We start from the raw sequence: 13,580 nt of genomic DNA on the forward strand, positions 1-13,580 counted from the left end.
TTCGATAAAAGTGGCTCATTATTAACCTTTAAAGCAATTAGTTAGAAAGAATAGTTGCCTCTTTCTACCAATTCTTCATTACTCTCATATGCAGACTCATCCTGACTAGGCTCATATCTCTTCTCAACAACTTCTTGGTTTGATTTGATGTAATCTACCACATCTGTAAGTCCTTCTGCAAATTTCTCAAAATCTTCTTTATATAAGAATATTTTGTGTTTGATAAACTGACCATCTTCAAAACGCTTTTTGCTCTCAGTGATAGTCACATAATAATCATTTGATCGCGTAGCCTTTACATCAAAAAAATAAGTACGTTTTCCTGCTCTCACCTTTTTTGAAAATACTTCTTCACGCTCTTTGTTTTCAAAATCTCCCATTAGTCTAGTTAAGTATTTAAGTTTAAATCCTATTTTTTAATTCCATAAATATATAATAATTAATTTTAAACATCCAAATTTTATTGAAAAAATATTTATTTTTCACACAATATTTCAATTCCAGTAAGAAGTGTGTTATTTTCACCGAGTAAATACAGCCTTTTACCGAATAGAGCAAATCATATACCTAATATCACTACAGTTGGAGTATGCGTAGTGATTACTTTTGGAGTAGGATAAATAAAATTCAAAATGGAAACAAGAGAGAAGATGCAACAGAAACCCGTACTTCCACCAAATAATAACAAGAGTTCTACTATGGTAGGAACAGTAATTATATTGTTTGGTTTTTTTCTATTATTAAAAAACTTAGATTTCGGTCACCTATTTCCACGGTGGATATTTGGGTGGCAGATGATATTAATCATTATAGGAGTCGTCATTGGAGTTAATTCTAAATTCCAAAAAAAATCGTCCCTGGTCTTAATAACTATAGGAGCCGTGTTTCTACTAAAAGAAATGATGAACTTTAATCCTGGAAAGATACTTATTCCGGCTATAGCTATCATACTTGGAATATACATCGTCAACAGAAATCGTAAAGCTCCAGAAATTCCGATGCAAGGTCCAAAAAATCCCCCCCGAGAAGATGCTAACGAATTTGATTGGGACAAAAGGGTCATTGATATCCCTGAACAAGGATCTCAAAGGCAATCTTCACATACAGAATCTAAAAATTTTGACTATCATAGCCCAGAAGATAGATTCGATGGTTCAAAAGGCAATGGTTTCTATTATTCGGAGAACTATTTAAAAATTGACTCCATATTTGGAAGTGCAAAAAAAATAGTGCTGTCTAAAAATTTTCTTGGAGGCACGATGACCAATATCTTTGGCAGTACAGAGATCAATCTCTTACAGGCGGATCTCAACCAACCTATTGTTATAGATGTTTTTCAATTGTTTGGTAGTACAAAAATAATTGTCCCCCCACATTGGATGGTATCTCCTTCTGTATCATCCATACTCAGTGAGAGTGATGACCGTCGCGTAATCATCAACCATATATTTGATGAAAACAAAAAACTCTTCATCACTGGGACTTCAATTTTTGGAAGTTTAACAATAAAAAATAGCTAAAAGATAGCAATGGCGTCATCCATATTTAAACTAAAATCAAAAAAAACGTTGATATACGTCAGTACCTTGACGATCCTCGTTGTTTATTTTTTAGTTTCTTATTTTCTACTCTGGTGGGAGGTACACCCGCTTAAGGTAAATCCTATCGAGCCAGCGATAGGCGCACTATCTATTACTGCATGTTGTTATCTGATATTTAGCTCCATGCAGTTCTACACGCCTCAAAAGAACAAATACCTAAAAATTACGGTAATCTGTATTACCTTAACAACATTAAGCTTAGGTATTTCATTATTTTCATTGTTTCGTTTTTTTGATACTCCTTCAATTAATCATTTTTATCAGCGTTTACCCTATCGATTTATCATAAACTTCCTCCTTCTAATGTGTGTAATGATTATCAATATCTTCTGGAATATACAGGAAGAATACACGGAGAACAAAAAGCGAAAGGAGGAATCAGAAAAACTAGTACGTGACGCAGAGCTTTATAATTTAAGACAGCAGTTACAGCCCCATTTCTTGTTCAACAGTTTGAATTCAATTATAGCATTGATTACCGTGAAACCCGATTTAGCAAAAAAAATGACGTTTCAATTGTCCGATTTTCTAAGAGGTACTTTACGAAAGGATGATAAACAACTTATCCAACTATCAGATGAGATAAAACATCTAGAACTCTATCTAGAAATCGAAAAAGTACGATTTGGTCATCGTCTAAATACCACGTTTAACTATTCGGAAGAGGTTCTATCCGCTAAAGTCCCTAGTATGATTGTACAGCCTTTAATGGAAAATGCAATAAAACATGGCTTATACAATGTGACAGGAGACGTACTTATAGAAACCAATATAAGCATCGAACTGCACATGTTGACTATTGAAATCACAAACCCTTTTGATTCGGACCAGTTCTATAACACCAATGGTACAGGATTTGGCTTAACCAGTATACAACGAAGGCTTTTTTTAATCTATGGCCGGACAGATTTATTAAGTGTAAGAAAAAAAGAAAACCAATTTACAGCAACCATCAAAATACCTCAACATGATTAAAGCAATTATTATCGATGACGAACCACTAGCACGCATGATTGTCCAAGGATATTTAGCGAATGAAGAAGACATAGAAGTAGTCGCAGAATGTGGCGATGGCTTCGAAGGTGCCAAAGCTATTCAGCAATATCGCCCAGATCTCGTTTTCTTAGATATTCAAATGCCCAAACTCACTGGTTTCGAAATGCTGGAAATTCTTGACGAACTGCCACATATCGTATTTACTACAGCCTTTGAAGAATTCGCAATAAAAGCATTTGAAAAATCTGCTGTCGATTATCTTTTAAAGCCCATACCTGAAGATCGATTTAAACTAGCTATTCAAAAGTTCAGAAATGCCTATGGGACGTCGCAATCACATAAGGCAATCAAGAATCTTCAAGAAGAAGTCGAAGAAGAGGTATTAGAACGCATAGTTGTTAAAAATGGGACCCAAATTAAATTAATTCCGGTACAACAGGTAATTTACCTAGAGGCATATGATGATTACGTAAAAATCCATACAAAAGAGGGAATGTTTTTGAAGAACAAAACCATGTCTTCTTTTGAAAAACAACTGGATCAAAAACAATTTGTCCGAGTGCATCGATCATTTATCATCAAAGTAGATCAATTAGCCAAAATTGAACCGATGGAAAAAGAAAGCTACAGGGGAATTCTTTTAAATGGAGATAAAGTAAACATTAGTAAGTCCGGATATGCTAGACTGAAACAAACAATTGGATTATAACTCACTGATTTCGTAGATTTGTGAGATGATTAAATATGCCATATATTCACTGGTACTATTATTTTATAGTTTTAACAGCTTTTCTCAATCTATCGATGAGAAAAACAATAGACAAGTTTACAATAGAATAGAGTTTTTTTTCAATACACAGCAAACTGACTCTATTTACGCTATGGCTTCGCCCGCGTTTCAACAAAACGTTCCCTTCCAGAAATTGGAGATGGCATTACAGTATTTCTACAATTTTGGACGGATAAAAGATGCTGTACCCGCTTCTTTCAACAATGGAATTGCAGGCTATAACATTACAGTAGGCAAAAAGAAGGGGGCCATTTTCTTAAAAACGGACAGTACATTTCATTTTGATTTTTTTCAGATCAAAGACCAGGAGATTTTAACTGAGAAAAAGGAAAACGTAAAATCTGTAGTACAAAAAAACAACCTCTTGGACGAGTATATTGACTCTTTGGCACTAACATATATACAACAAAAGAATGCCCAGGGGCTCGCAATAGGGCTGATTCACAAAGGAAAAATAAATACCTTCTACTATGGTGAAACCACAAAAGGGGATACACTTTCCATTCCGAAAGAGAACACTTTATTTGAGCTGGGTTCTATCACCAAGGTATTTACAGCTACACTTCTGGCCGACCTAGTCGAGCGAAAGTTGATAACATTGGAAGACAGTATCACTAAATACCTTCCCGACTCTCTTGCTCAAAATCAATATTTGCAAAAAATAACTTTTAAAGATTTAGCAAATCACACTTCTGGTCTCCCTAGACTACCCGATAATCTAGATAAAATTCCAAAGTTTTTAGCAAACGATCCTTATGCGCAATATAGTCGTAAAGACTTATTCTCCTATTTAAAAAACGTTGAACTTAAGGATACTCCAGGAAATAATTTCGAATACAGTAACACAGGCTTTGCCCTACTTGGCGAGCTGATAGCATCTATTTCGAAGAAGACTTATAGCCAGTGTGTCTCCGAAATCATCACAAGTCCTTTAGGATTATTAAATACCGTAGAAAAAATAAATCCCAAAAACCAGACTATCACTATCCCAAAGGTATATAGCCAAAGTGGAACAGAGGTCCCTATGTGGCAATGGCAAGCTTTTGTAGGAGCTGGAGGTTTAAAATCGACCTTAACGGATATGCTGAAATTTGTACAAGCGCAGTTCAAAATGCCTGAAAACAGATTAGAACATGCCATGGCATTGACCAAACAATTTACATACTACCTCCCTCCTTCTACTGACATCGGGTTAGCCTGGCATATGAACATGCTAGGAGATGTCGTAGAATACTGGCATAATGGAGGAACAGGAGGAAGTTCTTCTTTTCTTGCATTAGTACCTGATCATAAATCAGCTGTTATTGTACTCTCAAATTCGGCAATTTCAGTCGACCAAATCAGCACCCAAATAATAAGTAAAGTTATTGAAGAGAAGTGAGCAATCTAGATAGGAGAAAATTCAGTAAAAGGTTTATTTTTTCAATGCAGACTCGAAAACACCAAGATTTTTAGTTAAGTTTGAGGTATCACACAATAACTGCTTTAGTACTTTAAAGAATAATTCATTCCATGAAAAAAAGAATAGCAATTTTTGCTTCAGGTTCAGGTTCCAATGCACAGAAGATTATGGAGCACTTTAAATATTCTGATGATGCGGAAGTAGCTTTAGTATTAAGCAACAATCCAGAGGCTTACGTTTTGCAACGGGCTGACAATTTTGAAATCCCCTCACATGTGTTCGACAGACATGACTTTTATCAAACCGACGAAGTTGTTTCTTTGCTAAAAAGGCTAGAAATAGATTTGGTCGTTCTTGCTGGCTTTCTTTGGCTTGTGCCGTCGAACTTATTAAGTGCATTTCCGAATAAAATCATCAATATACACCCTAGCCTATTGCCAAAACATGGAGGCAAGGGAATGTACGGTGACCGAGTGCACAAAGCGGTATTGGCTGCTGGAGACGATGAACATGGAATTACAATTCACTTCGTAAACGAAAATTTCGATGAAGGAGAGGTTATTTACCAAGGGCGCTTCCGAGTTGAAAAAGGAGATACTTTGGAAGTATTAAAATTCAATGGGCAGCAACTTGAACACCAACACTATCCAAAAATCATTGAGGGCCTAATCAAAAAGTACAATTAGGCCTAGTCTCATACGCTCATAAGAGCTTCTAATCAAGAGATAGAAGCTCTTATTTTTTTTCACCCCCTCAATTTAGCACGGTTTTCCTAACAAATACTTTTCCTATTTAATTAACCAATAGCAATAGGGAATAAATACTTAATTTTGTACATTTGCCACTTCAAATTAAATCTTTCTGTTGTCTTTTTAAAATCAACAAATTAAAGACAATTGAAAGCTGACACTTTCAGAAAAAAAACAATGAATCATCCTGTTAAGATTAAAAACGCATTGGTTTCGGTCTACTACAAAGACAACCTTGCACCTCTTATCCAAATTTTAAACAAATACGGTGTTACTTTCTACTCTACAGGCGGTACGGAAGCTTTTATCCGTGACTTAGGAATTGGAGTAGAACGTGTTGAAGATTTAACAAGCTACCCTTCTATTCTGGGAGGCCGTGTTAAAACTTTACATCCAAAGATATTTGGTGGTATTTTATCACGTCGTCCGTTGGAAGATGACAAAAAACAATTGGAACAATTCGAGATTCCGGAGATTGACTTAGTTATCGTTGACCTATATCCATTTGAAGAAACAGTCGCTTCTGGTGCTTCCGATGAGGACATTATCGAAAAAATAGATATTGGTGGAATTTCTTTAATCCGTGCTGCAGCGAAGAACTTTAACGACGTAGTTATTATTTCTTCTAAAAACGACTACAAAGAGTTAGAGGAATTATTGGCTCAACAGGAAGGAACTACAACATTAGAGCAACGTAAATCGTTTGCAAAACGCGCTTTCAATACGTCATCACACTACGACACAGCGATATTTAATTATTTCAATCAAACTGAACCGTTAGAGGTATTCAAGCAATCTGAACAACAGGCACAAGTCTTACGTTACGGAGAAAACCCACACCAAAAAGGAGTTTTCTTTGGAAATCTTGAAGCTATGTTTGACAAATTAAATGGGAAAGAGCTGTCCTATAACAATTTGGTGGATGTAGACGCTGCTGTCGCCATCGTTGACGAGTTTCAGGAACCTACATTCGCTATTTTAAAACACACCAATGCATGCGGTGTAGCCTCTCGTCCAACTGTAAAACAAGCCTGGATTGATGCTTTGGCATGTGATCCTGTATCGGCATTCGGAGGAGTATTGATTACCAACGGAACTGTAGATGGAGAAACAGCAAAAGAAATCAACAATCTATTCTTTGAAGTCCTGATTGCACCAAGTTATACAGAAGAAGCAATCAATATCCTTACAGAAAAGAAAAACAGAATCATTTTACGACGTAAAGATGTTAAATTGCCTACACAGCAGTTTAAAACATTGCTAAATGGTGTCATCCTACAAGACAAAGACAATACTGTCGAAGGTCCGACACAAATGACAGCAGTGACAACTATTGTACCTACAGCAGAACAACAAGAGGATCTTTTCTTTGCGAATAAAATTGTAAAACACACCAAGTCAAATACAATTGTGTTTGCCAAAAACGGTACATTGATTTCTTCAGGTGTGGGCCAAACTTCTCGCGTAGACGCATTGAAACAAGCAATTGAAAAAGCCAATGCCTTCGGTTTCGACCTTAAAGGCTCTTCTATGGCTTCCGACGCTTTCTTCCCCTTCCCAGATTGTGTTGAAATAGCTTCAGAAGCTGGTATCGCCGCCGTCTTACAACCTGGAGGATCGATCAAAGATCAACTTTCCATTGATATGGCCAACGAAAAAGGCATCGCAATGGTAACAACAGGTGTTAGACACTTTAAACACTAACAAGATATTAGTTATTATAAAAAAGGGAGTTTTTAGAAACTCCCTTTTTTTATAATCTTAATTTATACTTTTTCTTTTCGAAAAGAGTATAAACAATAATGTCGCAATTCCTGTCAAAAAGGGATAATATAAATATTGGATAAGTTCAAAAGGTGGCAATCCAGACCTTTCGGGCTCATCGTATATAACAGCTGCGGCGGCCAACGCTGCTAGGATCTGTGCCCCATAGGGAATAATTCCCTGCACAAAGCACGAAGTGGTATCTAAAATACTTGCCACCCTTCTGGAGTCTAAAGAAAACTTATTTCCAATTTCTTTGGCAAGAGGCCCTACAATAACAATCGTAATGGTGTTATTAGCAAGTGCCAGATTAACTAGAGCCGTCAGTGTTGCAATCCCTAACTCCGCACTTTTTGGTGTTTTAACCCTTCGAAGGATAGTATGTAATAAATAATCAATCCCTCCATTGTAGCGTATAACTCCAACGACCCCACCTATAATCAAACACAATAGACTTAACTCAAACATGCTTGCAAAACCAGCATTGACACTAGCAACACTCGTTAAAAAAGTCACCTCGTTTGTCCATAAACCAATACACAACGCAACCAATACCCCTACTCCCAAAGTCCAAATCACATGAAGCCCGGATAGTGCTAAGATAAAAACGACAACGTACGGTAGTATTTTAATCAGCTCATAATCTCGAATAACCACAGCACTCATTCGTTGTTCAAATTGTGCTCCCAGGAAATAATATATTACAGCAACTAGAATTGCTACTGGAAAAACTATAGCAAAATTCATCTTAAATTTTTCACGCATTCCAACATCTTGCGTTCGGGTAGCAGCAATGGTTGTGTCCGATATAAAGGATAGATTATCCCCAAACATTGCTCCACCTACTACTGCAGCCAATGCCAAAGGCATAATACCCGGAATATGAGTTTCAAAGCCAACCGCTATAGGTGCAAGTGCTACGATAGTCCCGACCGATGTCCCCAAAGAGATAGATATGAAACAGGAAATCAAAAAAATACCCGAAACGATAAAGCTTGGAGAAATATAGGTTAAAGCAAAATTGACTGTAGACGATATAGCACCAATTGAATTGGACAAACTACCGAAAGCACCAGCCAATAAAAAGATTAAAATCATTATCAGTATATTCTCATCCCCAGATCCCAAAGAGAAGTGTTTGAGTTTATCAGAAAAAGATTTCTTTGGATATTGGATAAATGCTATAAAAAGTGATAATACGAACACCACAAGCACAGGCACTGCATAGAAATCTTTTAAATACAGCGATACCGAGAAATAAATAACTACAAATGCAATCAGAGGCAATAATGCCCATACCCGAGTATCCCTTTTATTTTTGTCCACCATTTTCTTATTGTAAAACCGGTTACAAAACTACAATTCGTAAATTACATTTCACCTATCTAATTAGTCAAGTAAACTCATGGCACACTGTTTGCTATAGTTATTCTGCTTTACAAATAAACTTAACATTATGAGAAAGCTATCTTATACCACTTTCTTGTTGCTGCTTTTTGTAGCATTTGTCCTGATATTCGCTACAACCTGTATTGGTGGGTCATAATTATCAAATCAGAAAATGGATTAAATTATCCTTTTTTCTGACTGTCCCAAAAGTCGGCATTCCTTATTCCCAGTTCATTTGGGTCAAATTCGGGATCTTCGATACCTTGTTTCCTTTTAGCAACATAGTCTTTCCAGACTTTCATTGCAGTTTTGCTCATCAACAGAATAGCAATTAAGTTGACCCAGGCCATCAATCCTACCCCAATATCTCCGAGGTCCCAAGCCAGTTTTGCAGTCTTTATTGTACCAAAGTAGGTTGAAAACAAAAAAATCACGCGTAATAACCAAATCACAATTTTCTTATTCTTTCCTTTAATAATATAAGCCACATTAGTTTCCGCATAATAGTAGTAAGCCATTATCGTTGTAAAGGCAAAGAAAAACAAAGCTACTGCCACAAACTGATTACCAAATCCAGGGAAATGATGCGAAACTGCGGCCTGTGTAAAGCCGTCTGCAGCTACTCCAGGTAGATTCTCCTTCAATAGAGAAACCGCATGCCCTGATTGATCAAATGATTCTGCAACATTGTACATTCCGGTAAACAAAATCATCAAAGCTGTTGCCGTACACACAAACAATGTATCTACATAAACGGAAAAGGCCTGCACGAGCCCTTGCTGAGCAGGGTGACTCACATCAGCGGCGGCGGCGGCATGCGGAGCAGTTCCTTGTCCAGCTTCATTGGAATAGATTCCACGTTTGACTCCCCAAGCAATAGCCATCCCTATGACACCTCCAAACGTAGCGTCCATACTAAAAGCAGAGCTAAAAATAAGTTTGAACATTTCTGGTATCTGGCTAAAGTTTATGCCTATAATAACCAAAGCCATCAGAATATACGCACCGGCCATAAAAGGAACAATAAACTCAGAAGCCTGCCCCAATCGTTTCACTCCACCAATAATAATAACAGTCAACAAGAGGACAACTACAATACCGACCCAACTTATGGTTAAATCCATCCCACCTATAGAAACCATGCTATTAGAATAATCAAAAGCATTGGTTATTGTACTATTGATCGCATTACTCTGAACACCTGGAAGCAAAAAGCCCGTGCTAACTATTGTGATCACGGCAAATAAAACCGCGTACCATTTCACTCCCAATCCCTTCTCGATATAATAAGCAGGCCCTCCCCTAAACTCATCTCCTTCTTTTTGCTTATATACCTGCGCCAGAGCCGCCTCAACAAAAGCTGAAGCAGATCCTAAAAAGGCGATTGCCCACATCCAGAAAACAGAACCTGGTCCCCCCATATATATAGCCGTTGCAACACCAACAATATTACCGGTACCTACACGTCCTGAAATAGCTAAGGCAAAAGCTTGAAACGACGATATGCCTTCATTGGATTTCTTTTTCTTAAACAAAAGATTGAGCATATCCTTAAGGTAACGAACCTGTAAAAAACCTGTTCGAAACGAGAAATACAGTCCAATTAAAAGACAAGAATATATAAAAAAATCGCTCCAAACATAGCTAGAGATTGTCGAGATAAGCTGTTCCATCAATAAGGTCTAATCGTTATAATTGTCATTTACTTCTGTAAATAAAGGTATTTTTTAGGAGAAACCGATAGTTTTATTACAAATAATCTTTACATAACAATCATCCAAAAAATAAAGGCGCCTGTAAATATAGACGCCTTTATTTTTTGAATGATTAATCTTTATTTCTGGACTATCCAATAGCTTCGCGTATCCGAGTTAGCTTATGCATCAAGCCCTCCAACAAATCTAAATGCAACATATTCGCTCCATCAGACTTGGCATTTGCGGGGTCAGGATGCGTCTCTATAAAAAGACCATCTGCTCCAACAGCAATTGCAGCTTTGGCAATTGTCTCTATCAATGCAGGTTTTCCTCCTGTTACTCCACTTGTTTGGTTCGGTTGCTGAAGAGAATGAGTACAATCCATCACTGTGGGAACCTCAAAGGAGCGCATAGCAGGAATACCTCTAAAATCGACTACCAAATCCTGATACCCAAAAGAGTTACCGCGTTCTGTCAAAATAACCTTCTCATTACCTGCGTCTTTTACCTTATCAACCGCAAATCCCATCGACTCAGCAGACAAGAACTGTCCTTTCTTGATATTGACGACCTTCCCTGTTTCTGCTGCTGCCACCAAAAGTTCTGTTTGTCGACACAAGAATGCTGGAATCTGCAAAACATCAACATACGCTGCTGCCATAGCTGCTTCATGACTTTCATGAATATCCGTTACGGTAGGAACACCAAACTCCCGTCCTATTTTTTCTAGAATTTTCAGTGCTTTCTCGTCACCTATCCCCGTAAAGGAGTCAATCCTTGATCGGTTCGCTTTGCGATAAGAACCCTTAAAAATAAAAGGTATATCTAACGAATCCGTTATTTTAACAATCTTTTCTGCGATACGGATCGCTATTTCTTCTCCCTCAATAGCACAAGGTCCAGCCATTAAGAAAAACTGTTTAGAATTGCTATTCTTAATCTCGGGAAAATATTTATTTATCATCTTATTGTTTTAATTACCTAATTCCGATATAAATTTGATTCGCATGAGCTGTATATCCTCATATGAATAATCCTGCTCTCCTAATTCAGATAAAGCATTCTTAATCGAATCTACCTCAGCCATTTTAAAATAATCGTAGACTTCATCCTGACGGTCCTGATCAATCATTTCATCTACAAAATACCCTATATTTAACTTTGTTCCTGAATAGACAATAGATTCAACCTCCTTTAATAAATCTTCATAGCTAATACCTTTTGATGATGCGATATCTTCCAAACCGATCTTTCGATCTATATTTTGAATAATACTAACTTTTAATGCTGATTTATTAGCGGTACTTTTCACGATTAAGTCCTGAGGTCGATCAATCCCCTTTTCCTCTACATAATTTTTAATCAAGTCCACGAAAGACGAACCGAACTTAAGCGCTTTACCGGCCCCCACCCCATGAATCTGTTTCATTTCCTCCATCGTAATAGGATAATGGGCACACATTTCCTCTAACGAGGGATCCTGGAAAACCACAAAAGGAGGAAGAGACTTTTGCTTTGCAATTTTTTTGCGCAAATCCTTCAACATCCCCAACAAGTCAGTATCTAACGCGCCTGAAGACTGCTTCGGTTCCTCCACCCCATCATCATCGCTAACCTCCATCGGATTATTCAAGATAAATTTGATAGCATATGGATTATTAAGATAACGTTTACCATCCTCGGTCAATGTCAATAGACCATAATGATCGATATCTTTCTTGATAAAATCAGCTAGCTCGGCTTGTCTGATAAGCGAATTCCAATAATTTACCCCTTGTTCTTTTCCTGATCCAAACAGAGCATGTTCATCATGTTTATAGGAAGAAATTGGCTGATTATTCTGACCCAAAAACATATTTATAACATGATGATCATCAAATTTGTCTCCCTCCTCTTTGATAAAATTCAACACTTTAATCAAATCCGCCTCTGCATCAAAATAGGTCTTTTGAGCCCGGCAATTATCACACATGTTATTACATCCTGTTTCATCAAATTTCTCACCAAAGTAATGTAAGATCTGCTTACGTCTACATACAGAAGACTCTGAATAATCGATAACTTCTTTGAGTATCTGGGTACCAATCTCGCGTTCTGAAACAGGTTTATCTTTCATAAACTTAGTCAGCTTCTCGACATCCTTCTTCGAATAGAAAGATATACAGACTCCTTCTCCCCCATCACGGCCAGCGCGACCAGTCTCTTGATAATAACCCTCCATAGACTTCGGAATATCATGGTGAATTACATACCGTACATCAGGCTTGTCAATCCCCATACCGAAAGCAATTGTCGCTACAATCACCTCCACATCTTCCATTAAAAACTTATCCTGTGTATCGGCACGGGTTTTCGCGTCCAATCCAGCGTGATATGGAAGTGCCTTAATTCCATTAATATTGAGAACTTCAGCTATTTCTTCAACCTTTTTGCGACTCAGACAATATATAATGCCGGTCTTACCGGTATTTCCTTTAATAAACTTAACAATTTCTTTAACGACATTCTTTTTAGTTCGTACCTCATAAAATAGATTAGAACGATTGAAAGAAGACTTAAATAAAGTCGCATCGTTCATCTGTAGATTCTTGCGGATATCAGACTGCACCTTAGGAGTCGCTGTAGCAGTCAATGCAATAATTGGAATGTTTTCACCAATACCATTTATAATCAATCGTATCTTACGATATTCAGGCCTAAAATCATGTCCCCATTCCGAGATACAGTGTGCTTCATCTACTGCTACGAAGGAGACTTTGATATTTTTCAAAAACTGTACATTATCCTCCTTTGATAAGGATTCTGGAGCGACATACAATAACTTTGTTTTGCCAGCGGACACATCAGCCTTAACTTTAGTAATCTCCCCCTTCGTAAGTGAGGAATTTAAAAAGTGTGCTATACTATCCGTTCCTCCAAAAGCCCTAAGCTGATCCACCTGATTCTTCATCAAAGCAATCAGAGGAGATATAACTATCGCTGTACCAGCACTCATCAATGCAGGCAATTGATAACAGATCGACTTACCTCCACCAGTCGGCATGATGACAAAGGTATCTTTCTTGTTTAAAATGTTAGTGATAATGGCCTCTTGGTCGCCCTTAAATGCATCAAACCCGAAGAATTCTTGGAGATTGTCGTACAAAGATTTTTCTATTTCCATCTGCGCAGCTACAAAATTAAATAGGTGGC

General features: G+C 37.4%; 11 protein-coding genes. 6 read left to right on the forward strand and 5 right to left on the reverse strand.

What is annotated here, in order from left to right; genetic code table 11:
- Nucleotides 1-41: 41 nt before the first annotated feature.
- Nucleotides 42-380 (reverse strand): DUF3276 family protein, encoded by a 339-nt coding sequence (locus JKG64_RS08780; RefSeq protein ID WP_133584876.1) that lies wholly within the window; start codon nucleotides 378-380, stop codon nucleotides 42-44.
- A 252-nt stretch (nucleotides 381-632) separates the two neighbouring features.
- Here JKG64_RS08780 and JKG64_RS08785 point away from each other — a divergent pair, with 252 nt between their 5' ends.
- From JKG64_RS08785 to purH, 6 genes are all read left to right on the forward strand, one after another.
- Entirely contained in the window at nucleotides 633-1,520 is an 888-nt protein-coding gene (locus tag JKG64_RS08785; protein WP_210353917.1) for a LiaF transmembrane domain-containing protein, read from the forward strand.
- A gap of 9 nt (nucleotides 1,521-1,529) precedes the next feature.
- Nucleotides 1,530-2,576 carry a sensor histidine kinase gene (locus JKG64_RS08790; protein WP_210353918.1) on the forward strand — a complete coding sequence of 349 codons (1,047 nt, stop codon included), beginning with the start codon at nucleotides 1,530-1,532 and terminating at the stop codon, nucleotides 2,574-2,576.
- Nucleotides 2,569-3,306 (forward strand): LytR/AlgR family response regulator transcription factor, encoded by a 738-nt coding sequence (locus JKG64_RS08795; RefSeq protein ID WP_210353919.1) that lies wholly within the window; start codon nucleotides 2,569-2,571, stop codon nucleotides 3,304-3,306. The genes JKG64_RS08790 and JKG64_RS08795 overlap by 8 nt, the downstream gene beginning before the upstream one ends.
- 220 nt (nucleotides 3,307-3,526) lie before the next feature.
- Nucleotides 3,527-4,768, forward strand: coding sequence for a serine hydrolase domain-containing protein (locus tag JKG64_RS08800; protein WP_210353920.1), 1,242 nt, complete (start codon nucleotides 3,527-3,529; stop codon nucleotides 4,766-4,768).
- 131 nt (nucleotides 4,769-4,899) lie between these two features.
- Complete coding sequence (purN, locus tag JKG64_RS08805; RefSeq protein WP_210353921.1) at nucleotides 4,900-5,475, forward strand: phosphoribosylglycinamide formyltransferase; 576 nt, start codon at nucleotides 4,900-4,902, stop codon at nucleotides 5,473-5,475.
- Between the two features lie 240 nt (nucleotides 5,476-5,715).
- A complete protein-coding gene (gene purH, locus JKG64_RS08810) occupies nucleotides 5,716-7,242 on the forward strand; it encodes a bifunctional phosphoribosylaminoimidazolecarboxamide formyltransferase/IMP cyclohydrolase (RefSeq protein WP_210353922.1) in 1,527 nt (508 codons plus the stop codon).
- A 57-nt stretch (nucleotides 7,243-7,299) separates the two neighbouring features.
- Here purH and JKG64_RS08815 read toward each other — a convergent pair whose 3' ends face one another.
- From JKG64_RS08815 to recQ, 4 genes are all read right to left on the reverse strand, one after another.
- Nucleotides 7,300-8,631: a Na+/H+ antiporter NhaC family protein gene (locus JKG64_RS08815; RefSeq protein WP_210353923.1), complete on the reverse strand. Its 1,332-nt coding sequence runs from the start codon at nucleotides 8,629-8,631 to the stop codon at nucleotides 7,300-7,302.
- Between the two features lie 242 nt (nucleotides 8,632-8,873).
- The gene (locus JKG64_RS08820; protein WP_210353924.1) at nucleotides 8,874-10,364 is read right to left on the reverse strand and encodes an alanine/glycine:cation symporter family protein; all 1,491 of its coding nucleotides are present in this window, start codon (nucleotides 10,362-10,364) and stop codon (nucleotides 8,874-8,876) included.
- A gap of 172 nt (nucleotides 10,365-10,536) precedes the next feature.
- Nucleotides 10,537-11,352 (reverse strand): 3-deoxy-8-phosphooctulonate synthase, encoded by an 816-nt coding sequence (kdsA, locus tag JKG64_RS08825; protein WP_210353925.1) that lies wholly within the window; start codon nucleotides 11,350-11,352, stop codon nucleotides 10,537-10,539.
- Between the two features lie 9 nt (nucleotides 11,353-11,361).
- A complete protein-coding gene (recQ, locus tag JKG64_RS08830; protein ID WP_210353926.1) occupies nucleotides 11,362-13,551 on the reverse strand; it encodes a DNA helicase RecQ in 2,190 nt (729 codons plus the stop codon).
- Nucleotides 13,552-13,580: the final 29 nt, after the last annotated feature.

Origin of the sequence: Sphingobacterium tabacisoli, from assembly GCF_017908035.1 — a bacterium.
Lineage (GTDB): Bacteria > Bacteroidota > Bacteroidia > Sphingobacteriales > Sphingobacteriaceae > Sphingobacterium > Sphingobacterium tabacisoli.